Origin of the sequence: Escherichia sp. WS1118, from assembly GCF_046487695.1 — a bacterium.
Lineage (GTDB): Bacteria > Pseudomonadota > Gammaproteobacteria > Enterobacterales > Enterobacteriaceae > Escherichia > Escherichia coli.
This window is the reverse complement of record NZ_JBJQIZ010000004.1, coordinates 323,210-345,670: the sequence shown is the minus strand read 5'-3', so window position 1 is coordinate 345,670 and position 22,461 is coordinate 323,210. Positions and strand designations below refer to the sequence as shown.

23 protein-coding genes and 1 pseudogene are annotated in these 22,461 nt (G+C 51.2%); 8 read left to right on the top strand and 16 right to left on the bottom strand.

Annotated elements, in window-relative coordinates; all coding sequences use genetic code 11:
* Positions 1 to 36 precede the first annotated feature (36 nt).
* Positions 37 to 1,035, top strand: coding sequence for a LacI family DNA-binding transcriptional regulator (locus ACJHYO_RS10015; RefSeq protein ID WP_000075387.1), 999 nt, complete (start codon positions 37 to 39; stop codon positions 1,033 to 1,035).
* Positions 1,036 to 1,085: 50 nt separating this feature from the next.
* Here ACJHYO_RS10015 and ompG read toward each other — a convergent pair whose 3' ends face one another.
* The 16 genes from ompG to pspA form a co-directional block, all read right to left on the bottom strand.
* Positions 1,086 to 1,991 (bottom strand): monomeric porin OmpG, encoded by a 906-nt coding sequence (gene ompG, locus ACJHYO_RS10010; RefSeq protein ID WP_001350256.1) that lies wholly within the window; start codon positions 1,989 to 1,991, stop codon positions 1,086 to 1,088.
* A gap of 44 nt (positions 1,992 to 2,035) precedes the next feature.
* Entirely contained in the window at positions 2,036 to 3,118 is a 1,083-nt protein-coding gene (locus ACJHYO_RS10005) for an ABC transporter ATP-binding protein (protein ID WP_000057971.1), read from the bottom strand.
* A gap of 13 nt (positions 3,119 to 3,131) precedes the next feature.
* Positions 3,132 to 3,791, bottom strand: coding sequence for a beta-phosphoglucomutase (gene pgmB, locus ACJHYO_RS10000; RefSeq protein WP_000775770.1), 660 nt, complete (start codon positions 3,789 to 3,791; stop codon positions 3,132 to 3,134).
* The gene (gene ycjT, locus ACJHYO_RS09995; protein ID WP_085455326.1) at positions 3,788 to 6,055 is read right to left on the bottom strand and encodes a kojibiose phosphorylase; all 2,268 of its coding nucleotides are present in this window, start codon (positions 6,053 to 6,055) and stop codon (positions 3,788 to 3,790) included. Before ycjT ends, pgmB begins: the two co-directional genes overlap by 4 nt.
* Positions 6,052 to 7,107 carry a Gfo/Idh/MocA family protein gene (locus ACJHYO_RS09990; RefSeq protein ID WP_000833579.1) on the bottom strand — a complete coding sequence of 352 codons (1,056 nt, stop codon included), beginning with the start codon at positions 7,105 to 7,107 and terminating at the stop codon, positions 6,052 to 6,054. Before ACJHYO_RS09990 ends, ycjT begins: the two co-directional genes overlap by 4 nt.
* 9 nt (positions 7,108 to 7,116) lie before the next feature.
* Complete coding sequence (locus ACJHYO_RS09985; RefSeq protein WP_001313788.1) at positions 7,117 to 7,905, bottom strand: sugar phosphate isomerase/epimerase family protein; 789 nt, start codon at positions 7,903 to 7,905, stop codon at positions 7,117 to 7,119.
* 18 nt (positions 7,906 to 7,923) lie between these two features.
* Positions 7,924 to 8,976, bottom strand: a complete 1,053-nt coding sequence (locus ACJHYO_RS09980) for a zinc-dependent alcohol dehydrogenase (protein WP_000737366.1) — start codon at positions 8,974 to 8,976, stop codon at positions 7,924 to 7,926.
* A 30-nt stretch (positions 8,977 to 9,006) separates the two neighbouring features.
* Positions 9,007 to 9,849, bottom strand: a complete 843-nt coding sequence (locus ACJHYO_RS09975; protein ID WP_000224674.1) for a carbohydrate ABC transporter permease — start codon at positions 9,847 to 9,849, stop codon at positions 9,007 to 9,009.
* Complete coding sequence (locus tag ACJHYO_RS09970; protein ID WP_001080777.1) at positions 9,836 to 10,717, bottom strand: carbohydrate ABC transporter permease; 882 nt, start codon at positions 10,715 to 10,717, stop codon at positions 9,836 to 9,838. Before ACJHYO_RS09970 ends, ACJHYO_RS09975 begins: the two co-directional genes overlap by 14 nt.
* Before the next feature lie 20 nt (positions 10,718 to 10,737).
* The gene (locus ACJHYO_RS09965) at positions 10,738 to 12,030 is read right to left on the bottom strand and encodes an ABC transporter substrate-binding protein (RefSeq protein WP_000597481.1); all 1,293 of its coding nucleotides are present in this window, start codon (positions 12,028 to 12,030) and stop codon (positions 10,738 to 10,740) included.
* A 13-nt stretch (positions 12,031 to 12,043) separates the two neighbouring features.
* Entirely contained in the window at positions 12,044 to 13,723 is a 1,680-nt protein-coding gene (gene ycjM / locus ACJHYO_RS09960) for a glucosylglycerate phosphorylase (RefSeq protein WP_001351258.1), read from the bottom strand.
* A gap of 209 nt (positions 13,724 to 13,932) precedes the next feature.
* Positions 13,933 to 14,247, bottom strand: coding sequence for a thiosulfate sulfurtransferase PspE (pspE, locus tag ACJHYO_RS09955; RefSeq protein ID WP_000473128.1), 315 nt, complete (start codon positions 14,245 to 14,247; stop codon positions 13,933 to 13,935).
* A gap of 74 nt (positions 14,248 to 14,321) precedes the next feature.
* The gene (pspD, locus tag ACJHYO_RS09950; protein WP_001295585.1) at positions 14,322 to 14,543 is read right to left on the bottom strand and encodes a phage shock protein PspD; all 222 of its coding nucleotides are present in this window, start codon (positions 14,541 to 14,543) and stop codon (positions 14,322 to 14,324) included.
* A gap of 8 nt (positions 14,544 to 14,551) precedes the next feature.
* Complete coding sequence (gene pspC / locus ACJHYO_RS09945; RefSeq protein WP_000907387.1) at positions 14,552 to 14,911, bottom strand: envelope stress response membrane protein PspC; 360 nt, start codon at positions 14,909 to 14,911, stop codon at positions 14,552 to 14,554.
* On the bottom strand, positions 14,911 to 15,135 hold the full coding sequence (gene pspB, locus ACJHYO_RS09940; RefSeq protein ID WP_001274960.1) for an envelope stress response membrane protein PspB: 225 nt from the start codon (positions 15,133 to 15,135) through the stop codon (positions 14,911 to 14,913). Before pspB ends, pspC begins: the two co-directional genes overlap by 1 nt.
* A gap of 53 nt (positions 15,136 to 15,188) precedes the next feature.
* Complete coding sequence (pspA, locus tag ACJHYO_RS09935) at positions 15,189 to 15,857, bottom strand: phage shock protein PspA (protein WP_000511017.1); 669 nt, start codon at positions 15,855 to 15,857, stop codon at positions 15,189 to 15,191.
* Positions 15,858 to 16,023: 166 nt separating this feature from the next.
* Here pspA and pspF point away from each other — a divergent pair, with 166 nt between their 5' ends.
* From pspF to sapD, 7 genes and pseudogenes are all read left to right on the top strand, one after another.
* Entirely contained in the window at positions 16,024 to 17,001 is a 978-nt protein-coding gene (pspF, locus tag ACJHYO_RS09930; RefSeq protein WP_001357394.1) for a phage shock protein operon transcriptional activator, read from the top strand.
* A gap of 185 nt (positions 17,002 to 17,186) precedes the next feature.
* Positions 17,187 to 17,294 (top strand): annotated as a pseudogene (locus ACJHYO_RS09925) (hypothetical protein); the annotation flags it as partial.
* Between the two features lie 133 nt (positions 17,295 to 17,427).
* The gene (locus tag ACJHYO_RS09920; protein WP_001015099.1) at positions 17,428 to 17,673 is read left to right on the top strand and encodes a YmjA family protein; all 246 of its coding nucleotides are present in this window, start codon (positions 17,428 to 17,430) and stop codon (positions 17,671 to 17,673) included.
* Between the two features lie 312 nt (positions 17,674 to 17,985).
* Entirely contained in the window at positions 17,986 to 19,629 is a 1,644-nt protein-coding gene (gene sapA / locus ACJHYO_RS09915; RefSeq protein ID WP_001250202.1) for an ABC transporter substrate-binding protein SapA, read from the top strand.
* Positions 19,626 to 20,591 carry a putrescine export ABC transporter permease SapB gene (sapB, locus tag ACJHYO_RS09910; RefSeq protein ID WP_000583271.1) on the top strand — a complete coding sequence of 322 codons (966 nt, stop codon included), beginning with the start codon at positions 19,626 to 19,628 and terminating at the stop codon, positions 20,589 to 20,591. Before sapA ends, sapB begins: the two co-directional genes overlap by 4 nt.
* Positions 20,578 to 21,468, top strand: a complete 891-nt coding sequence (gene sapC, locus ACJHYO_RS09905) for a peptide ABC transporter permease SapC (protein ID WP_001146163.1) — start codon at positions 20,578 to 20,580, stop codon at positions 21,466 to 21,468. Before sapB ends, sapC begins: the two co-directional genes overlap by 14 nt.
* Positions 21,468 to 22,460, top strand: coding sequence for a peptide ABC transporter ATP-binding protein SapD (gene sapD, locus ACJHYO_RS09900; protein WP_001128858.1), 993 nt, complete (start codon positions 21,468 to 21,470; stop codon positions 22,458 to 22,460). The genes sapC and sapD overlap by 1 nt, the downstream gene beginning before the upstream one ends.
* The last annotated feature ends 1 nt before the right edge of the window (position 22,461 follow it).

Sequence of the window (22,461 nt, the reverse complement as noted above, 5' to 3'; positions counted from 1 at the left end):
TGTGCAGCATTCACGTTCGGACGGAGTTCCTGACCTATGTCCCCTACTATTTATGATATTGCCAGGGTTGCAGGCGTATCAAAATCCACCGTATCACGCGTGCTGAATAAGCAAACCAATATCTCCCCGGAAGCGCGCGAAAAAGTGTTACGGGCCATTGAAGAATTACAGTATCAACCAAACAAGCTGGCCCGCGCGCTGACCTCTTCGGGTTTTGATGCCATTATGGTGATTTCTACCCGTTCGACCAAAACTACGGCGGGTAATCCGTTTTTCTCTGAAGTTTTGCATGCCATCACCGCCAAAGCGGAAGAAGAAGGTTTCGACGTGATATTACAAACGTCGCACAATCCGGCAGAAGATCTGCAAAAATGCGAAAGCAAAATTAAGCAGAAAATGATTAAAGGCATTATTATGCTAAGTTCGCCTGCTGATGAATCCTTCTTTGCACAACTCGACAAATACGAGATCCCGGTGGTGGTGATCGGTAAAGTTGAAGGTCAATACAGCCATGTTTATTCCGTCGATACCGATAATTATGGCGACAGTATTGCGCTAACCGATGCGTTAATTGAAAGCGGGCATAAGAATATTGCCTGCCTGCATGCGCCGCTTGATGTTCATGTTTCAGTGGATCGGGTAAATGGTTATAGGCAAAGCCTGGCTACGCATAATATTGCAGTGCGTGATGAATGGATTGTTGACGGCGGTTATACCCATGAGACAGCATTAAAAGCAGCACGGGAATTATTAAGCCAGTCACCGTTGCCTGAGGCAGTGTTTGCTACTGACAGCCTGAAATTAATGAGTATTTATCGTGCGGCGGCAGAGAAAAACATTGCTATTCCGCAGCAGTTAGCGGTGGTGGGTTATAGTAATGAAACGCTGTCGTTTATATTAACGCCTGCACCAGGCGGCATCGATGTTCCGACGCAGGAGTTAGGTCAACAAAGCTGCGAGTTATTATTCCAGCTAATTGCCGGAAAACCGTCACCACAAAATATTACCGTTGCTACGCATATGTCGTTGAAATAAATATATGCCGGATTTGGCGCTCGCCCCGCATCCGGCAATTTAGCACATTATCAGAACGAGTAATTCACCCCAACACCCGCATAATGGAATTTATCGCTGTCGCCTTCGTCGTGATCCTGCCACTCAAACGCGTATTCCAGCGAAACGGAAAGACCATTCTGGAAATCATAACCGTAAAATAAACCCACACGGTTAAAATCATGGCCTTCACGTTCAATATCATCCTGCCAGTCCCAGTTACTCCAGCGATCCAGCCCAATGCGCGTATACGGCGTCACCGAGTGGTTGCCGAGCGTCAGCGGCAAATAGGCGCGAATTTCTTGCGTGGAAAACTCACCGTTATTGCGGCTATCATCCATATTGAAACCACGCTCGAGATAATAGTTCACTCGCAAGGCAAGCGTTTCGTTGAAGGTATATTGCAGACCTGTTTCCGTTTCGACACGGGTATCAGCATAACCGGTCGTATTCAGATCGTTGGCAAATTTATACATCGACAGCCAACCGTTGAAACGTAAATCGTCAGTCAGTTTCACATCCCAGTCTGGCGCAATTTTCCAGCGCTGCATATTCGCCGTGTCTTTACCCGGTTCATCAACGTAGTGATAACCATAATTACGGAAACCACCAGTCAGACCGAAACTGAAATCATCGCTTTCGAGGAACTGATAATGTACCTCCAGCTCCGGGCGATCAAACCACGTTCCACGTTTACCCGCGCTATAATCTACCGGCCCTTCCTGATAATAGGCCAGAGAAATTCTCCACGGCCCGTTGGCGGCATTAAAATAGACAGAAGGCTCCGCCAGCCCATCCATATCTTCGCCATAACCCTCGACGTTTTCTATTTCGTACATCGCGCCGATATTAAAGTGCCAGTCGTTCTTTTCCTCGGCCTGTGCGCAGGCCATTCCCGCACACATCACCAGTGCGGTACAGGGTAATAACTTTTTCATTATTGTTCCTTGTATTATCCTGGGAGAATGCCTTCCCCCTGTATTTAGCAAATTGCTATTTCCGTTTCTGCATCAAAGAAATGACATTTAGTCATATCAAAATGAATAGTGATATTTTCTCCTGCATGATAATCATTTAACGCACCAGCACGGACCACTAACTCGTGCCCCCCAACCGTGGTGTAGAGCATAAATTCCGCACCGGTTAATTCCGCCACGCTAATTTTGGCGGAAATGTTATTTTCCTCTTGTGCGTCCGGATGAATATCTTCCGGGCGTATTCCCATTACGATGGGCTTATGCAAACTTTCCTGTGTTTTCAGAACCGCTAATTTCTCTTCGGGTATGGTTAATTTAAGCGTTTCCGTAACGAATTTATCGCCATCGATCGTGCCGCGAATAAAATTCATCGCTGGTGATCCAATAAATCCGGCAACAAACATATTCGCAGGTTGGTTATAAACCGTTTTCGGCGCACCGACCTGCTGAACAATCCCATCCTTCATAATGACAATCCGCGTCGCCATGGTCATCGCTTCGGTCTGATCGTGGGTCACGTAGATCATGGTGGTGTTCAGTTTCTGATGCAGCTTGCTGATCTCTGCGCGCATTTGCACGCGCAGCTTGGCATCCAGGTTAGAGAGCGGCTCATCCATTAAAAACACGCCCGCTTCGCGCACAATCGCCCGCCCAAGCGCCACTCGCTGACGTTGCCCGCCGGAAAGCGCGCCCGGCTTGCGTTTCAGGTACTCACGCAGGCCGAGAATTTGCGCCGCCCAGTTCACCCGCTCATCAATCACCTCTTTGGCGATTTTTTGCATCTTCAGACCAAACGCCATGTTGTCGTAGACCGTCATATGCGGATACAGCGCGTAGTTCTGGAACACCATCGCGATATTGCGTGCTTTGGCTGGAACGTCATTCATTCGTTTGCCGTCGATCAACAGATCGCCGCCGCTGATCTCCTCAAGCCCGGCAATCATGCGCAGGGTGGTCGATTTACCGCAGCCCGACGGGCCGACAAATACGATGAACTCTTTATCGGCAATTTCCAGGTTGAAGTCCTTCACCACATGCACCTGGTTATCGTAGATCTTTTGAATATGTTGTAACGAAAGCTGTGCCATGTTGATTCCTTTGCTATACGTTTTGCCAGAAGGCCGATAACCGCGGCCAGGTCAGGGAGTCCGTTGAGGGCAACAATAATTGCGCCCCCGTTAAGCCTGCGCCGATCCCCACCGAGCGCATACCGCTGGCGTTAATGGCGTCAATGCCCGCCTGCGCATCTTCAATGCCGATACATGCCTGTGGCGGCACGCCCAGTCCGGCACAGGCGGCGAGAAAGATTTCCGGGTCCGGTTTCGAGTTTTTAAGTTGGGAAGCGTCCGCGCAGAAGGTGAAAAACTCACGCAGCTCCAGCGCTGCTAAAATCGTCGGCGCATTCAGGGAGACAGAAGCCAGCCCAACCGGAATCTGCTGTGCTCGGAGATCTACCAGCAAATTGTGAATGCCAGGCAGCACAGCATTAACCGTCAGTTCGCGCAGTGAGTGGACGTAAAGCAGATTTTTGCGATACGCCAGTTGCGCTCGTTCCTGTGGGTTAAAATCGCCCTCTTTACCCCCGTGCTGCAGAATTCGCCGCAGGGACTCATCGCGGCTGATCCCTTTTAGGAATTCGTTAAACTGCGCATCAATGCTGATGCCAATTTCAGCGGCAATCTGCTGCCACGCCTGGAAATGCAGATGCGCGGTATCGGTGATTACTCCATCCAGATCGAAAATTACCCCTTGCAGTTTCATTCCCCCTCCTGATGCGTGGTAGCGGTCCCATTGAAGGGCAAAATAAAATTCCCCAAACAGAAAACAGATTCTTCAGCGACGTAAATAAGCTGACCGTTCAAGCGCAGTGAAACAGGCGCAGAAGTTCGAATCGCAATACGCTGCGCGTCGAGAGTGACCTGTAATTCGCAGCCCTGCCAGAACAGAGGGAAAGACAACTGTTGCCACTGCTCAGGTAACGCCGGATTGAGATGTAATTCACCGTCACGCACGCTCACCCCGGCAAAACCCTGAATCGCCCCCAGCCAGATAGCGCCAGTTGCGGCAGCGTGGATACCGTCATCACAGCTATGTGGATCAGCACCAAGATCGATTTCAGTCCCCTCGCGCCAGAACTGATAACTTTGGGTCAGCAGGCCACAGCGTGCGGCAACAATGCCGTGGATTGCTTTACTTAATGACGAGTCGTGAATAGTGCGCGGTTCATAAAATTGCAGATTGGCAAGACACGATGCCGCTGAGAACTGCTCCGGCAGCATGTAATTGAGCATCACCACATCAGCTTGTTTGAGGATCTGCATCTCGTTCACTTCTGCGCGTGAATAATCCAGCAGAATGGTTTGCTTCCCCGCCGCCGCTTTGTATTTCGCCAGATTAATCACCGGCTTAGCCATAAACGAATCATCCTGCGGCAAAACGCCGTCGGGCTGAATTTCTGGCAGCCGCAGTTCTTTGAGGTACATTTCTGCACGATGAATAAACGCGTCGTCGCTACAGCCAAACTGACGAGCGATATTCAGCGCCTGCTGGACGTTGTAATACGCCATATAGCTGGTGAAGGCGTTATTATTGACATGTTCGGTATATTCGTCTGGCCCAATAACATCATGAATTTCCAGACGGTCGTTAACCCTCACCGCGCGGCTAATCCAGAACTTTGCTGTCTCCAGAAGTAGCGCCATGCCTTCATGAGCAATGAAACTTTCATCCCCCGTGGTCCGCCAGTATTGAATAACCGCCCAGGCGATATCGGCCACCAGATGATGTTCCGCCTGCGCAGAGGCCACTTTTTGCCGCAACCCGGTGCGAATGTTAATGGCGGCAAATTCCGGCGTCTCTTCTTCGCCGCTGCGCGCGCTTTCCCACGGAAATAGCGCGCCCTGCCAGCCGTTGCGTCGCGCTTTCTCCTGCGCGCCTGTCAAGTTGTGCCAGCGATAACGCAGTAAACTTCTGGCAATCGTCGGTTCGCTAAACAGATGGAACGGCAGTAAAAATACTTCCGTATCCCAGAAAACGTGGCCTTTGTAGCCTTCCCCGGTCAAACCTTTTGCCGCAATACTGCTGCGCTCGTCGTGAGCAGGCGTCATGATGCGTAGGTGATAAAGCGCATAATCTAACGCTTGCTGATCGTGCGCATCGCCGCCGTTTACCGTGATACGACGTTTCTGCCACCACTGACGCCAGTTTTCTGTGGATGCTGCAAGAAGTTGGTCGTAACTCTGCTGCGCGCACATTTCAAGCTGACGAAGCGACGCACTGCCCCATTCGTCTAAAGCGGCTTGTCTGTCGTCCCGCCAGTCGATCCACACCAGTTTTTGCAGCGTCAACGTCTCACCTGCGTGAAGCTGCGCGCAGGTATGTTGCAGTAAACGGCGCTCTTTGGCGGTATAGCATTGCTGCACATCACCGCTCACCTTACAGCAACAGCTGATGGCCACATCACTGCGCCCATCCTGGGTGGTGTAGATCCCCTGCATCAGATGCTGACCAAATACCCGCACCTGGGTTTCGTCGAGATGTTGGCGACCGTGGTTGGTTTGCGTGGCGTCAATGCCTGTTGAAATCAGCACTAACGCGTCGGCGTCCAGTGGCGTAATAGTGATTTCCAGCGCAATGAGCGGCAGTTGGTCTGCCGAAACAAAGCGACGGCTGGTGATGGTGTAACCTGCGCCGTTGCTGGTACGCCAGACAACGTTGCGGCGTAATTCGCCACTGGCAAAGTTAAGCTCACGCTGCCATGCTTCGCGGGATAACGAGAAAATCTCACCATTTATGGCAATCTCCATCCCCACGACATCAGGCAGGTTCACCAGTTCGTTGATTTCACCTTTACCCGCCCGATGATAAAGCCCTGCCAGATACATGCCGCGCGTCTGGCGCGTGTAATCTTCTTCATGGCTGGCGCGAAGCCCAAGATAGCCGTTCCCCTGCGCCATCAGCGAAGCATACTTGTTCAGGGTATGCTGGCTGAAATGGGGTTCCGTTAACGTTACTGGCCTGATCATAATTCCACACGCGTCCCTGTTTCTGCGGATTGATAAAGCGCCGCCACCAGTTGCTGGATGATGTATCCCTGCTCGGCGTCGGCTATCATCACGGGCTTACCTTGTACGTGGTTGATAAAGGCTTCCATACTGCGCAGATGACGGTTGTCGTCTGCCATTTCCCGTTGCATCAGCGTCATTAACTCACCGTTGTTATCGGTGTAGATATGTGCTGGAAACAGCGTCGCCCCGGCTTTATCACCACAAAAGCTGACGTTCATAATCGACTGTTCGCGGATGTTGAGTGCAAATGAGGTCTCAAGCCACAGAATGCCGCCGTTATGAAATTCAATGGTGCCAAACAGCGAATCTTCGACGCTGTAGGTTGCCGGGTCCCACTCGCCAAATTGACCGCAGCTCTTTTGCGTGCCGATCTTTTGAAAGCTATGCGCAGTCACGCTTTTCACCGCTGGAAAACCCAGCACATACATCGCCGCATCCAGCATATGAATGCCGATGTCGATCAGCGGGCCGCCGCCCTGCAATTCTTTATTAGTAAAGACACCCCAGCCGGGAACACCGCAGCGACGCAGGGCGCGGGCGGTGGTAACGTAAATCTCTCCCAAAACGCCGTTGGTCACCTGTTCACGCAGCTGTTGCGTATCGAGTGCAAAACGATGGTGAAAGTCGTAGGCCAGCACCTTGCCCTGTTTGCGCGCGGTATCGCACATTTCCCGCGCCTGTTCTGGCGTCATGGCGGGCGGTTTTTCGCACATCACATGGCAGCCCGCTTCCAGCGCCATCAGGGTATGTTCGTAATGAAAACGGTTAGGTGAGCAGACGCTAACCACATCAGGTTTCACCGCCAGCAGCATGGCCTGCGGATCGTCCCACACGGATGCATTCCCGTATTTTTCTGCCAGCGCCTGCGCCTGGGAAAGGCGGCTGTCACAGACAGCCACCAGTTCCAGATCATTGCGGGTGCAGTAGTACGAAGCATGAACCTTATCCGCCACCTGGCCTGCGCCGATTATCGCGACCCGCAGTGGAGAGCTTGTCATTGCACTTTTCACAAAGACCTCTTAGCAGGTACGCAACCAAGCCAAAGAATCACGGTACGCCTGGGCAGGATTTTCTGCCCGGATACGCCCTTCATACACCACATAGCCCTGATAGTTATCGGCGCGCAGCTGTTCAAACAGCGCGTGGAAATCGAGGGTGCCGCTGCCCGGCTGGTAGCGATGGTTATCGGCAATATGCACATGACCGAGCAAGTCGCGGTTGTCGTGCAACGCCTGCGCCAGGTTATCTTCTTCGATATTCATGTGATAGAAATCGCCGATAATCTGTACATGTTTAAGATCGTTTTCGACGATGTAACGACGAGCATCGGCGAGGGTGTTGATCATGTGATCCTGATAGCGGTTTAACGGTTCGAGGTACACCACGGTTCCGGTACGCGCTGCCACCTGCTCCAGTACGCGCAGGGAATCACTCACCATTTTGCGGTCGCCGTCCAGGCTACGCGGCGAGGTCATCGGCGGTAAGCGGAAGGTAAACATGCCCCACGCAGCCGGAACGACGATACCTTTACCGCCCACTTCTGCCAGAGCTTCAAGAATGCGTTCGATCTGCTTTAAGCCATTAAGTCGACGCTCTTCGATAAAGTCGCCAATCCAACCGTCATAGCCACCGCAGGCGGTGGTCACCGGTAAACCGGTTTCTTTGATTGCTGCTTTGACTTCTTCGAGATTGTTGACCAGCAGTTTGCCGTCGATCTCAAAACCATCGAAACCCATCTCTTTGATATAACGAAATTTCTCCAGAATGTTTTCCGGAAAGAACGCCTGATTCTGTGTGCCGATTTTCATTTTTATCATTCCTTTGAATTAAAACGTGACGCCCATTTTGATGCTCTGTTCCGGATGCTGGTCGACATACTGCATGTAGCTTTCCGGGCTGTTGGCAAAGGTCACCACCGGATCGATTAAATCTTCGCAATTGAGATAACCATTCATCAGCAGTTCCCAGCAGGTTTCTTCAATACGCTTACGGCTCCAGCGCGGATAATCCGGGTTCGGCTCGCTGCACGCACGGGAGAAAACAATTTTGGCGTTATTGAAATGGGCTTCGCGTCCGAGGTTAAAACCTTCGGCAAACGGTTTGGCAAACGCGACATAGGAGATGGTGCCGCCATAGGCCAGACCGCGGAGTGCCGATTGCAGCGCGTCGGCATAGCCACTGGTTTCGATAATCACATCGGCACCCTGCTTGCCGGTCAGCGTTTTGATCTCTTTACCTACGTCAGCGCCAATGGGGTTAAGACAGAAATCCGCACCGTGGCGACGGGCAATATCACAACGACGGGTAATAGGATCGACTCCAATTACCACCGACGCTCCAGCGCGTTTTGCCAGTTGGATGGCAATTTGACCGATCGCGCCAAGCCCGACCACCACGACAAAATCCCCTACGCGTACATTGGCATCGCGCACGCCGCTCATGGCAAACTGCGCCGGGTCGTAGCAGACGGCGTTTTTCCAGGAGCTGCCTTGCGGCATTTTGCGCAGCTTGTAGTTATTCACTGCGTTAATGATGACCGTCTCGGAAAGCGGGCCGTAGCCGCATACGCTGTCGCCCACCGCGTAGTCGGTAACGTCGCTGCCGCACTCGATAATGTCGCCAACCACCATGTTGCCAAGCTGGAATTTGCCAAACTCAATGCCGCGCGGCGCATCTGCTGGACGCGGGGTGAACATCTGCCATTCGCCGTTAAAGTCTTCATCGATAAACGGACTGGCAGCGCGGAAATCGACCACTTCCGTCCCATGCTTCGGTGCGCCGAATCGCACGCGGATCTTCACTTCATTGGCTGAAATCGCCCGATCTTCATACTCAACCAGCGCAGCAACGCGCGGTGCTGTGGCTACTAACTTTTTCATGTAAAACTCCTTGTCAAGAAACTGGCCGCTTTAGCCCTTCACGCCACCGGCGGTCAAACCACTCTTAATAAAATGTTCCGAAAGCGCATACATAATCACCACTGGCAATGCGGTCACCAGCGAGGCCGCCATCATCCGTCCCCAGATGTAATCAGGCGTACTGAACAGCGCGTTCAGGCCCACTGGTAAGGTGAAATTGCTGGCGCTGGAGAGGAAAATCGACGCAAACAGATAGTCGTTCCACGCCACCATAAAGCAGTAGACAAACACCGATATCAGCCCGGACATCGCCAGGGGCACGGTGATACGGAAGATAATTTGCAGACGATTGAGGCCATCCATCATCGCCGCTTCTTCGATCTCATCAGGGATGGTGTCGAAGTAGCTTTTCAGCATAAACACGGCGGTGGGCAGGGTTTGCGTCACCATGGTAATGATCAGCGCCATCTCGGTGTCGTAAATGCCAAGTGCGGTGATGATTTTGAACAGCGGCACCACCAGCAAAATGCCGGAGAACATGTACACCGTGTAAAAGCTGGCGTTGATGGTCATCCGCCCTTTAAAGCGCAGGCGGGAAAGCGCGTAAGCCCCGAGAATGCCGAGAAATACCGCCACCACGGATGAAACCACCGACACCACCATGCTGTTACGGAAGTAGTCGACAAACGGGAAAATCACCGGATTAAAAATGTCGACGTAATGCTCCAGCGTCCACTGCTGTGGCAGCAGCGTAGGATGCAGCGAGATCGCCTCTTTTGCGCTCTTGAACGAGGTCATCAGCATCACAAAAAATGGAAACAGCGTGATGATGAGAAACAGCGCCAGCCCGCAGTAAAAACCGATTCGACTGAGTGTGCGTTTATTTGTTGCCATTGAGGTTCACCCGTTTCCTGGTCAGCAGAATGACAGCGAAAATAATGATGAAAAGCACCACCGAGATCGCCGCCGCTTTCCCTAAGTCATTAAAGGCAAAGGCGGTTTTGTAGAGATAGACACCGAGAATATCGACCTTGGTCGTCAGCAGATAAACATCCGCGAACATGTAGAACATCCAGATAGTGCGCAGGGTCACCACCGTCGCCAGGACCGGCATAATCGCGGGCAGCGTGACGATGCGAAACCGCTGCCAGGCATTCGCGCCATCCATCTCTGCCGCTTCGTACAGCGATTTGTCGATGGTCTGCAAAATCGCCAGAAACGAGATAAAGGCATACGGGAAGTAGCGCCAGATAGCGAACAGCACCACCAGCACAAAACTACTGCCCGGGTTATCGAACCACAGCGGTGCCTGCTCATAGAGATGCAGAAGATCGACGCCGAGGTAGTTCACAATGCCGTAACCGTTGTTGAACATGTATTTCCAGGCGAACACCAGCGAAATAGACGGCGTTACGTAGGAAAGGATCACCAGCGAACGCGCGGTTTTGCGCAGGCGGAACTCGCGGTTGAAAAACATCGCCACGGCCAGCCCGAGCACGGTGCTGCCCGCCACCACAAGCGCGGTATACCAGACCGTCATCCACAGCGAATGCCAGAAGCCCGGATCGGAGAGAATACGCACATAGTTGCTCACCCCAACAAATGTTGCCTCGATGTTGGGATTGAGCGGCAGACGTAAAAAACTGATTTCGATATTCGACACCATTGGCCACGCCACCAGACCGCCCAGCAGTAATAAGCTGGGCGCGAGAAGCAGCAGCGCAAAGGGCATATCGGAACGACCTGAAAAAAGCCTGTTCATTGCGGATTCCTGTCCTGGGTTTAGCGCTGTTCAACCAACTCATCCAGCTTTTTCTGGCTCGTTTGCAGCGTGGTAGAGAGGTCGGCTTTACCCACGGTGACGTTATGCACCATGGAGCTCACCACGCCAGAACCCGTCACATCGCCCATGCGGGTAAAATTTTTATCCCCTACTGCGCCAAAGACCTGAATATTTGGCAGTTCGCTGATTAACTGATTTGGCAATTCTCCCAGCGCCTTAATAACGTCGTTGTCTTTCCAGGTGGCGGTAGTGACAACCGCTTTGTTCACCGGCAGCGCCGCGCCTGGCGACATCATCACCCAGTCGGCAATGTTGTCTGCCTGCTCCATAAAGGTGACAAATTTTTCAGCCGCTTCGGTCTCTTCGGTCTTTTGCCCGGCGGTAATGGTCAGCGAGGTCAACATGCCGTAGACCGCAGAGTTTTTCTCGGTGGGTACAACGAAACCGACATTTTTCGGGTCGCCTTCTTTAATCACAGCCGGAAGGATATAGGTGGAGTAAATCGCCATCGGCGCGGTGCCGTTCATAAAAGCGTCTTTCACTTCCATGATGTCGTTAGAACCCGGCATGGTGTTGGCAGCAAGGTCGCGGTAATAGGTCAGCGCCTGCATCATCTCTGGGGTATCAAGGGTGATTTTGCCTTCTGCGTTAAAGACGTTGGCCTGGTTGGATAAGGCAAACTGGGAGAAGGATTGTTCCGTCAGCACACTTTCTGCCGTAGGCAGCGCAATGCCATATTTTTTATTCGCCGGGTCATTCAGTTTCTGCGCGACATCCAGCAATTGCTGCCAGTTTTTCGGCTCCTCCAGCCCGGCTTTTGCCAGCACATCTTTGCGATACCAGATACCGCCAATCCATGCGCTGACAGGAACACCGGTCCAGGCGCTACCATCTTCGGTGCGCACAATCCGCAGAACGCCATCGTAGAACGCGCCTTCACCGACGTTGCTGATGACCGTGGCAACCGCCTGGCGATCGATAAGCTGCTCTTTGTCCATCACTTTGGCGTAGTCATGGCTGGTTTCGATCACTTCCGGCAGCGAACCGCTACGTGAAAGGGTAATGACTTTGGTGTTATAGGCGTCTTCTTCCACGGGCACTTGTTTTACGGTGATACCTGGGTTTTCTTTTTCAAAACGGGCAATCAATTTGCTGATGACGGCCTGGCGCTCCTGCTCCACCGAAGAATGCATAAATTCGATGGATACATTATTTTTATTTTCTTCTTTACAGCCTGAAATCAGGGTGCAGGAAACCAGTGCTGATAACAGCACGATTTTTGATTTAATCATGAAATGTTCCTTTTTATTTAATCCACATAACCTGCCAGGGATGCAGTGTTATTTCATTACCCAATATATCAACTTCACTAATCAGATCCCGACCGTGCAGGTCAGTAATATTTATATGCTGAATATTTTCACTGACATTAAACAATCCCGTCAGGCAATCGCCATCCGCATTGCTTCTTTGAATTCGCATTACAAATGAATTAATCGCATCAATGGTGAAATTATTATCCGGATGAAACTCTTTATGACTGCGACGAAGTGTAATTAAATGCGACAACTTATAATATACCGAATAACTTAATGTCGCTTTATTGTTCAGTTCTGTCGTTATCTCTTTACTAGAGTATTTTTTACGGTTAATCGCACGATTATATCCAAGTTTTTCGACACCTGCGTAATCATTACGCGACCCCAGAATGCTTTGAATATATATCGCTGGCACACCGGGGAAACTTAACAAAATCGCATGGGCGAGAATAAACCTGGCACACCGTTCTTCGTCGCTACACTCACGGCGGCTCAACGCATCCATATAGGTGACATTCATTTCATAGGGGCTACGCGTACCGTCGGGATTATTTTTCCAGTTTACTAATGCTCCTTCCTGCTGTAACACCTCGACCAGCGCTAATATTTCGTTTTCGGGCAACAACCCCCGCAGTGGGTTAAGCCCGATGCCATCGTGAGAGGCAAGGAAGTTAAACCAGGTGGTGTTGCTGGAAGGTAGTGTCAGGTTTTGCGCCCACGCACAAAGTGCCTCAACGTTCTGTTTTTGCACCGCATGCAGCACCAGCGGCGGCAGCGAGAACTGGTACACCATATGCGCTTCGTCATCGCCTTCGCCAAAGTAAGCAATGTTGTCTTTATGCGGAACATTGGTCTCGGTAATGATCACTGTGCCTGGCGCGACGTTATCAATAATCGACCGTAACAGTTTGATAATCAGATGTGTTTTTTCCAGATGGATGCAGTTTGTTCCCGGCTCTTTCCACATAAAGCCAACGGCATCCAGACGGACATACTCTGCGCCCTTTTCCAGGTAGCACAGCAATACATCCACCATCGCCAGCAACACTTCAGGGCTACGGTAATTGAGGTCAATTTGATCGTCGCTAAAGGTGGTCCATAAATGGCGCATTGAATGATCGCGCATCTGGAATGGCGTTAATAACGGTAACGCACGCGGGCGAGTGACGGCGCTGAGATCGGTTTTCGGATCAACGGCAATAAAAAAATCTTCAAAACCTGGCTGCTGTTGTAAATAGTTTTTAAACCATTCACTTTTTGCCGACATATGGTTGCAGACAAAATCAAACATTAAATGGCTGCATTCACCGAGTTGCTGAATATCCTGCCACTCCCCCGCTTCACTGGCGACCTGATGATAATCAATTACCGAAAATCCATCATCAGATGACCATGGATAAAAAGGTAATAAATGAACATGTGAAAAAATTCTTTGCAGCCATTGAGGGTAAAACTGATTAAATGTGGGTAGTGGCTTTAAATCATTACTGTGAAATTGATCGGCATAGGTAATTAACACGACATCACTTTCATCCCAGTGTTTTTTACGTCGCTGTGTAATTAATCGTTTCGCACTCTCAAGACGCGTTACAAGTTTCTGTAAATGAGTCGCGGTAAATGTTCCACCGTAGATTTCGTCCAGGTAATCCGTAATTTTCTGTTTCATGTTGCCTTTCCGTGGTAGCGGTCCCATGAAACGAGAGACTACTCCGCATAAAATAAACTGTCAATTGAGCTCAAGGGGTTTAGTCACGCAGGAAATCTTTTTTTACCTGGGAAAAAGCGTATTTGTGAGCTAACGCAAATAATCTATGGGGATGTAAATAGGGTGTGACAGAAAAAACGGCGCATAAGCGCCGCTCATGGTGAATTCTTTTAACCTTTGACCTTCGGCATTGCGATGTCTTTCAGGCCACCGGCGTTCTCAACGTGGGTATATCCCATCTCGCTAAGGATCTCTTTTGCCTGCCCTGACTGGCGTCCGGCATTGCAATACACTTTCACGGTGTCGTTTTTATCCGGAACGGCGGTGGCAATGCGCTCTTTCACTTCCTTCAAGGGAATATTGATGGCCCCCTGAACGTGTTCTTGCTGATACTGCTCTGGAACACGAACATCGATCCAGTGTTCAGCGGCGAAAACGGGCAGTGAAAACACCAGTGTCAGAGCAAGTAAGCCTTTTTTAAACATGTAAGCGTCCTTCTATGGATGAAAATTGCTATCCATTATACGCCTGAGATTTAACCATTTTTGCGAAACTCCCCTCACCTTTTATAACGCTGCGCCAGTTTATTGGCAGCCCGACTTAACAGCGGTTCCAGCGCCACAGCCAGCAACATTTTCAGCGGTCGGCGAGCAACTGATTTTATCGCCCAGCCCGCCACACCCGCCGGGCCATAGCGCAGTGCGGTAAGAAGTACCAGCTTGCCTGCTAATTTGAACCCAGGCTTCACCTTTTGCCCGGCCTGTTGCCAGCGAGTATTCATAACTTTCCTCACAGTTGACGGAAACGGCTACGCAGCGTGAAAGTGTCGGAAGTGACATAACGTTCCATCTCGCGTAAACGCGTTTCACTTGCCGCCAGTTCACGGTCGACTTCATCCAGCAATTCGCTGCTGGAAGGTAGCTGCTCACCAAAGGCCATGTTGTCCGGCATTGGATCAAGCGCAAATGACAAAATGATGTAAGCAACCAGGGTAAACAGCGCCAGACCGAAGAAAATCGACAGCACCACCAGGATACGCACCAGTTTTACTGGTACATCAAAATAGTTGGCAATCCCGGCGCAGACGCCACGGACCATGCCCTGCTGCGGAATACGCCATAATTTTTTATTGAGATTAATGCCCGCCATTAGCGATCCCTCCAGTTCGGATGTTCTGCATCAAGAATGGATTCCAGCGCCTGAATACGTTCGCGCATCCGTTTTGCTTCATCAGCCAGTTGCGCTAATCGCTGCTGCTCACTTTGCGGCAATTCACTGCGACCGGAACGATTGCTGTAATGCAGCCATAACCAGATCGGTAAAACAAACAGCACAAAAATGGTTAACGGAATAGCCAGAAATAGCGCGCTCATAAGTACTCCTTAGACGATGAGCGGCGGCGCGTTCGGACGCCGCCTGGATGTTATTATTGATTGTCTTGCTTCATTTTGGCTTTTAATTGTGCCAGTTGCTCGCTAATTGCATCATCGGCTTTCAGTTCGGCAAACTGATCGTCCAGCGATTTTTGTTTACCGAAGCTGTGGCTTTCTGCTTCCGCTTCCATCTGGTCGATACGGCGTTCGAAAGATTCGAAACGAGCCATTGCTTCATCCAGTTTGCCACTGTCCAGCTGACGACGCACATCGCGCGACGAGTTTGCCGCCTGATGGCGTAACATCAATGCCTGCTGGCGAGCGCGTGTTTCGCTCAATTTGTTTTCCAGCTCGCCGATCTCTTTCTTCATACGCACTAGCGTATCGTCCACCAGCGTCACTTCATGTTCCAGGCTCTTAATCAGATCGGTCAGTTTCTGTTTTTCAATTAACGCCGCACGCGCCAGATCTTCTCTCTCTTTCAGCAGTGCCAGTTCCGCTTTTTCCTGCCATTCAATTTCACGCGCCGACGCTTGTTCAATACGGCGAGTCAGCTGTTTCTTTTCTGCCAGCGCACGCGCCGAAGTAGAACGTACTTCAACCAATGTATCTTCCATCTCCTGGATCATCAGACGCACCAGTTTCTGTGGATCTTCCGCTTTCTCTAACAGAGCGTTGATGTTGGCATTCACGATGTCGGCAAAGCGAGAAAAAATACCCATAATGTTGTCCTCTTGATTTCTGCGTTCAGGATTGTCCTGCTGAACTGTTAATACAATTTGCGTGCCAATTTTTTATCTTTTTGATTTATAAAGATCTGATTGAAGAATCAACAGCAACATGCCAGGATGAATTAGCGAATTACACTAACAAGTGGCGAATTTCATCATGGCAGAATACAAAGATAATTTACTCGGTGAGGCGAACAGCTTTCTCGAAGTGCTGGAACAGGTTTCGCATCTCGCACCGCTGGACAAACCGGTGCTCATCATCGGCGAGCGCGGCACCGGTAAAGAGCTGATCGCCAGCCGCCTGCATTATCTCTCCTCCCGTTGGCAAGGGCCGTTTATTTCCCTTAACTGCGCGGCGTTAAATGAAAATTTGCTGGATTCCGAACTGTTTGGTCATGAAGCGGGGGCGTTTACCGGTGCGCAAAAACGTCATCCAGGGAGATTTGAACGTGCCGACGGCGGTACGCTATTTCTTGATGAACTCGCTACGGCACCGATGATGGTGCAGGAAAAATTATTGCGTGTGATTGAGTACGGTGAACTGGAGCGCGTCGGCGGCAGCCAGCCATTGCAGGTGAATGTGCGGTTGGTATGCGCGACGAATGCCGATCTCCCGGCGATGGTCAATGAAGGTACTTTTCGCGCTGACCTGCTCGACCGACTAGCGTTCGATGTTGTGCAACTGCCGCCACTACGCGAACGTAAAAGCGACATTATGTTGATGGCAGAACACTTTGCCATCCAGATGTGTCGGGAAATCAAGCTGCCTCTGTTCCCGGGTTTTACCGAGCACGCCAGAGAAACATTGCTGAATTATCGCTGGCCGGGAAATATACGTGAATTGAAAAACGTGGTGGAACGTTCAGTGTATCGTCACGGCACCAGCGATTATCCGCTTGATGACATCATTATTGATCCCTTTAAACGCCGTCCATCTGAAGAAGCCATCGCCGTTTCAGAAAACACCTCGCTTCCGACGCTGCCACTGGATTTACGCGAGTTTCAGATGCAGCAGGAAAAAGAGTTGCTGCAACTCAGTTTGCAACAGGGGAAATATAACCAGAAGCGCGCCGCTGAATTGCTGGGGTTAACCTATCATCAGTTCCGCGCGTTGTTGAAAAAGCACCAGATTTAGCGAAGTTGGGCAATACAACTTGCCGGATGCAGCGTGAACGCTTTATCCGGCATACATAATCAATACGTCGTTTGCAGGCCTGATAAGCGCTGCGCATCAGGCATTATTGCGTTAACCCTGCTTCTGCGTATTAATCTCTCAGCGCATCCTGCAAAATTTGCATTGCCGCATCGAATTGCGCAACCGGGATGGTATGGGCTTCGTTAGGCGGCGCATATTTGTGGTATTTGATCTGCCGCTATCGCAAAGTGCCGTTGTATGATGGCGACAGAACGCCGGTGAACGAAACGTAATAGTCGAATGCGTGGCGCATTATCCTGCCTGAGGGTAATGCACCGCGCCATTAACTATAAAAATATGTATGACCCGGATCACGAGTGCTATCATCCGCCTTTATGCTTAGCGCATTAACCCCAGGGGCAAATAATGAACCACGATATCCCGCTAAAATATTTTGATATTGCCGATGAGTACGCGACCGAATGCGCAGAGCCTGTCGCAGACGCTGAACGCACACCACTGGCCCACTACTTCCAGTTACTGCTCACCCGTTTGATGAACAATGAAGAGATCAGTGAAGAAGCCCAACATGAAATGGCTGCTGAAGCGGGGATTAATCCCGTACGCATTGATGAGATCGCAGAGTTTTTGAATCAATGGGGTAATGAGTAATTATTTAATTGCAGACTATCGGTCAGTATCGTTGCCCGGATAAAGCGTTCGCGCCGCATCCGGCTAAAAATGACACGCACTACAGCATGCTTTAATGGGTTTCTCACGATCGTACCGCTCTGCTCCTCGCTAAGTTGTTCTGTGAGTTATAGTTATAAAGAAATCACGGGTACGAATGTTGAACTGATGGCGACGCCACCTGTTCAATGACCAACCACACGGCCCTCATTACGACCTCTGAAAACAAACGGTAATGGCAAATGTCATTAAATATTAGTAAGATAGCCTCTTTACATAAAATCCCTTAATATTATGCGCCAGGTATTATCGTCTCTTTTGGTGATTGCTGGACTTGTGAGTGGTCAGGCAATCGCCGCGCCTGAATCCCCCCCGCATGCTGATATCCGTGACAGCGGTTTTGTCTATTGCGTCAGCGGGCAAGTCAACACCTTTAACCCATCCAAAGCGAGCAGTGGGTTAATTGTCGATACCCTTGCCGCCCAGTTTTATGATCGACTGCTGGATGTCGATCCCTATACCTATCGCCTGATGCCGGAACTTGCCGAAAGCTGGGAAGTGCTCGACAACGGCGCGACCTATCGCTTCCACCTGCGTCGCGATGTTCCGTTTCAAAAAACCGACTGGTTTACTCCCACTCGTAAAATGAATGCCGATGATGTGGTGTTTACCTTCCAACGGATTTTTGACCGCAACAACCCGTGGCATAACGTCAACGGCAGTAACTTCCCCTATTTCGACAGTCTGCAATTTGCCGATAACGTGAAAAGCGTCCGCAAGCTGGATAATCATACCGTTGAGTTCCGTCTGGCTCAGCCGGATGCTTCTTTTTTGTGGCACCTGGCGACCCATTATGCTTCGGTCATGTCGGCAGAATATGCAGGGAAGTTAGAGAAAGAAGATCGCCAGGAGCAACTCGACCGTCAACCGGTCGGCACCGGTCCGTATCAGTTGTCGGAATACCGCGCCGGGCAATATATTCGCTTACAACGTCATGATGATTTCTGGCGTGGTAAGCCGTTGATGCCACAAGTGGTGGTGGATTTAGGCTCTGGCGGTACAGGACGATTGTCGAAACTCCTGACCGGGGAGTGCGACGTTCTGGCCTGGCCTGCTGCCAGTCAGCTATCCATTTTGCGTGACGACCCACGCTTGCGTTTAACGCTGCGCCCGGGGATGAACGTCGCCTATCTGGCGTTTAACACCGCTAAACCGCCGCTAAATAATCCCGCTGTCCGCCATGCGCTGGCACTGGCAATTAATAACCAGCGCCTGATGCAATCCATCTATTATGGTACGGCTGAAACGGCGGCCTCTATTTTACCGCGAGCCTCGTGGGCCTATGACAACGAGGCTAAAATTACTGAATACAATCCGGCAAAATCGCGCGAACAGTTGAAGGCGTTGGGGCTGGAAAACTTAACGCTCAAACTGTGGGTGCCCACACGTTCGCAGGCGTGGAACCCCAGTCCACTGAAAACCGCCGAACTGATTCAGGCGGATATGGCACAGGTTGGCGTAAAAGTGGTGATTGTGCCGGTAGAAGGTCGTTTTCAGGAGGCGCGGTTGATGGATATGAGCCATGATCTGACGTTATCCGGTTGGGCGACGGACAGTAACGACCCGGACAGTTTCTTCCGTCCGTTACTGAGCTGCGCAGCAATTCATTCGCAGACCAACCTCGCCCACTGGTGCGATCCGAAATTCGACAGCGTGTTGCGTAAGGCGCTCTCCTCGCAGCAGCTGGCGGCGCGTATTGAAGCCTATGACGAAGCGCAAAGTATTCTGGCGCAGGAATTACCTATTCTGCCGCTGGCGTCGTCATTGCGTTTGCAGGCCTATCGGTACGATATCAAAGGTCTGGTACTTAGCCCGTTTGGTAACGCCTCCTTTGCTGGGGTGTATCGCGAGAAACAGGATGAGGTGAAAAAGCCATGATTATCTTCACCTTGCGCCGTATTTTGTTATTGATTGTGACCTTGTTCCTGCTGACCTTCGTTGGCTTCAGCTTGAGCTATTTCACCCCACATGCGCCGTTACAAGGCGCGTCACTGTGGAATGCCTGGGTGTTCTGGTTTAACGGCCTGATCCACTGGGATTTTGGTGTTTCCAGCATTAACGGTCAACCGATTGCCGAACAGTTAAAAGAGGTCTTCCCGGCGACGATGGAACTGTGCATCCTCGCCTTCGGTTTTGCGCTGATTGTTGGCATCCCCGTAGGAATGATTGCCGGGATTACGCGCCATAAGTGGCAGGATAACTTGATCAACGCCATCGCCTTACTGGGCTTTTCAATCCCGGTGTTCTGGCTGGCGCTTCTGCTGACGCTGTTTTGTTCACTCACACTAGGTTGGTTGCCCGTTTCTGGGCGTTTCGATTTGCTCTACGAAGTGAAACCGATTACCGGTTTTGCGTTGATTGATGCCTGGCTTTCGGACTCACCGTGGCGGGATGAAATGATCATTAGCGCAATCCGTCATATGGTATTGCCCGTGATCACCCTGTCGGTTGCGCCAACAACTGAAGTGATCCGACTGATGCGTATCAGCACTATCGAAGTGTATGACCAGAACTATGTTAAAGCAGCGGCGACCCGCGGTTTGTCGCGCTTTACTATTTTGCGTCGCCACGTTCTGCATAACGCGTTACCTCCGGTTATTCCTCGCCTGGGCTTACAGTTTTCTACCATGCTGACGCTGGCGATGATCACCGAAATGGTTTTTAGCTGGCCGGGTTTAGGGCGCTGGTTAATTAACGCCATCCGCCAGCAGGATTACGCAGCCATTTCCGCCGGAGTGATGGTGTGTGGCTCACTGGTCATTATTGTTAACGTGATTTCTGATATTTTGGGTGCCATGGCTAACCCTCTGAAACATAAGGAATGGTATGCCTTACGATAGCGTATACAGCGAAAAGCGCCCGCCGGGCACGCTGCGTACCGCCTGGCGCAAATTTTATAGTGACGCCTCTGCGATGGTCGGCCTGTACGGCTGCGCGGGGCTGGCTGTACTGTGTATTTTTGGCGGCTGGTTTGCGCCTTACGGCATCGACCAGCAATTTCTCGGTTATCAATTATTGCCGCCGTCATGGTCGCGCTATGGCGAAGTTTCTTTCTTCCTGGGGACTGACGACCTCGGACGCGATGTTTTAAGCCGTTTACTGAGCGGAGCTGCGCCAACCGTAGGTGGCGCATTTGTGGTGACGCTCGCCGCGACGATCTGTGGCCTGGTACTGGGCACCTTCGCCGGGGCGACCCACGGCCTACGCTCAGCGGTGCTTAACCATATTCTGGATACCTTACTGGCGATCCCTTCGCTGCTGCTGGCAATTATCGTTGTAGCGTTTGCCGGACCGAGTTTGTCTCACGCCATGTTTGCTGTCTGGCTGGCGCTGCTGCCGCGTATGGTACGTTCGATTTACAGCATGGTGCATGACGAACTGGAAAAAGAGTACGTTATCGCCGCCCGTCTGGATGGCGCATCAACGCTGAATATTCTCTGGTTTGCTGTGATGCCTAACATCACCGCCGGGCTGGTCACCGAGATCACCCGCGCACTGTCGATGGCAATTCTCGATATCGCCGCGCTGGGCTTTCTTGACCTCGGCGCACAACTCCCCTCGCCTGAATGGGGCGCGATGCTCGGTGATGCGCTGGAACTGATTTATGTCGCCCCATGGACTGTCATGCTGCCAGGTGCGGCAATTATGATTAGCGTGCTGTTGGTTAACCTCCTTGGCGACGGTGTCCGTCGTGCAATTATTGCGGGGGTGGAATAATGCCATTACTCGATATTCGTAACCTGACCATTGAATTTAAAACCGGTGATGAGTGGGTTAAAGCCGTCGACCGCGTAAGTATGACCTTAACCGAAGGTGAAATCCGCGGTCTTGTTGGCGAATCCGGTTCCGGCAAAAGTTTGATTGCTAAAGCGATTTGTGGGGTGAATAAAGATAACTGGCGTGTTACTGCTGACCGTATGCGTTTTGATGATATCGATTTGCTGCGTCTCTCCGCACGCGAACGGCGCAAGCTGGTTGGTCACAACGTGTCGATGATTTTCCAGGAACCACAGTCGTGTCTTGACCCTTCAGAACGTGTGGGTCGCCAGTTGATGCAAAACATCCCTGCCTGGACCTATAAAGGCCGTTGGTGGCAGCGTTTTGGCTGGCGCAAACGCCGTGCCATTGAACTGCTGCACCGCGTGGGGATTAAAGATCACAAAGATGCGATGCGCAGTTTTCCCTATGAGTTGACCGAAGGTGAATGTCAGAAAGTGATGATAGCCATTGCACTGGCGAATCAACCGCGTCTGCTAATTGCTGACGAACCGACCAACTCAATGGAGCCAACAACCCAGGCGCAAATCTTTCGCCTGCTGACGCGTCTCAACCAAAACAGCAATACCACTATTTTGCTTATCAGCCATGACTTACAAATGCTTAGCCAATGGGCGGATAAAATTAACGTGCTTTACTGCGGTCAAACGGTGGAAACCGCGCCGAGTAAGGAGTTGGTGACGATGCCACACCATCCTTATACCCAGGCGCTGATCCGCGCGATACCAGACTTCGGCAGCGCGATGCCGCATAAAAGTCGCCTCAATACGCTGCCCGGCGCTATCCCGCTGCTGGAACAGTTACCGATTGGTTGTCGTCTGGGGCCACGTTGCCCGTATGCACAACGAGAATGCATTGTGACGCCACGTTTGACGGGGGCGAAAAATCATCTCTATGCCTGTCATTTCCCGCTGAACATGGAGAAAGAGTGAG

What these genes read in the sequence shown, in the direction of transcription:
- ACJHYO_RS09920 (WP_001015099.1), top strand. Translation starts at nt 17,428, where the DNA reads ATGAACCACGATATCCCGCTAAAATATTTTGATATTGCCGATGAGTAC.
- pspF (WP_001357394.1), top strand. Translation starts at nt 16,024, where the DNA reads ATGGCAGAATACAAAGATAATTTACTCGGTGAGGCGAACAGCTTTCTC.
- pspB (WP_001274960.1), bottom strand. Translation starts at nt 15,135, where the DNA reads ATGAGCGCGCTATTTCTGGCTATTCCGTTAACCATTTTTGTGCTGTTT.
- ompG (WP_001350256.1), bottom strand. Translation starts at nt 1,991, where the DNA reads ATGAAAAAGTTATTACCCTGTACCGCACTGGTGATGTGTGCGGGAATG.
- pspA (WP_000511017.1), bottom strand. Translation starts at nt 15,857, where the DNA reads ATGGGTATTTTTTCTCGCTTTGCCGACATCGTGAATGCCAACATCAAC.
- sapA (WP_001250202.1), top strand. Translation starts at nt 17,986, where the DNA reads ATGCGCCAGGTATTATCGTCTCTTTTGGTGATTGCTGGACTTGTGAGT.
- sapC (WP_001146163.1), top strand. Translation starts at nt 20,578, where the DNA reads ATGCCTTACGATAGCGTATACAGCGAAAAGCGCCCGCCGGGCACGCTG.
- ycjM (WP_001351258.1), bottom strand. Translation starts at nt 13,723, where the DNA reads ATGAAACAGAAAATTACGGATTACCTGGACGAAATCTACGGTGGAACA.
- pgmB (WP_000775770.1), bottom strand. Translation starts at nt 3,791, where the DNA reads ATGAAACTGCAAGGGGTAATTTTCGATCTGGATGGAGTAATCACCGAT.
- pspD (WP_001295585.1), bottom strand. Translation starts at nt 14,543, where the DNA reads ATGAATACTCGCTGGCAACAGGCCGGGCAAAAGGTGAAGCCTGGGTTC.
- ACJHYO_RS09985 (WP_001313788.1), bottom strand. Translation starts at nt 7,905, where the DNA reads ATGAAAATCGGCACACAGAATCAGGCGTTCTTTCCGGAAAACATTCTG.
- ycjT (WP_085455326.1), bottom strand. Translation starts at nt 6,055, where the DNA reads ATGATCAGGCCAGTAACGTTAACGGAACCCCATTTCAGCCAGCATACC.
- ACJHYO_RS10005 (WP_000057971.1), bottom strand. Translation starts at nt 3,118, where the DNA reads ATGGCACAGCTTTCGTTACAACATATTCAAAAGATCTACGATAACCAG.
- sapB (WP_000583271.1), top strand. Translation starts at nt 19,626, where the DNA reads ATGATTATCTTCACCTTGCGCCGTATTTTGTTATTGATTGTGACCTTG.
- ACJHYO_RS09965 (WP_000597481.1), bottom strand. Translation starts at nt 12,030, where the DNA reads ATGATTAAATCAAAAATCGTGCTGTTATCAGCACTGGTTTCCTGCACC.
- ACJHYO_RS09970 (WP_001080777.1), bottom strand. Translation starts at nt 10,717, where the DNA reads ATGAACAGGCTTTTTTCAGGTCGTTCCGATATGCCCTTTGCGCTGCTG.
- ACJHYO_RS10015 (WP_000075387.1), top strand. Translation starts at nt 37, where the DNA reads ATGTCCCCTACTATTTATGATATTGCCAGGGTTGCAGGCGTATCAAAA.
- ACJHYO_RS09975 (WP_000224674.1), bottom strand. Translation starts at nt 9,849, where the DNA reads ATGGCAACAAATAAACGCACACTCAGTCGAATCGGTTTTTACTGCGGG.
- ACJHYO_RS09980 (WP_000737366.1), bottom strand. Translation starts at nt 8,976, where the DNA reads ATGAAAAAGTTAGTAGCCACAGCACCGCGCGTTGCTGCGCTGGTTGAG.
- pspC (WP_000907387.1), bottom strand. Translation starts at nt 14,911, where the DNA reads ATGGCGGGCATTAATCTCAATAAAAAATTATGGCGTATTCCGCAGCAG.
- sapD (WP_001128858.1), top strand. Translation starts at nt 21,468, where the DNA reads ATGCCATTACTCGATATTCGTAACCTGACCATTGAATTTAAAACCGGT.
- pspE (WP_000473128.1), bottom strand. Translation starts at nt 14,247, where the DNA reads ATGTTTAAAAAAGGCTTACTTGCTCTGACACTGGTGTTTTCACTGCCC.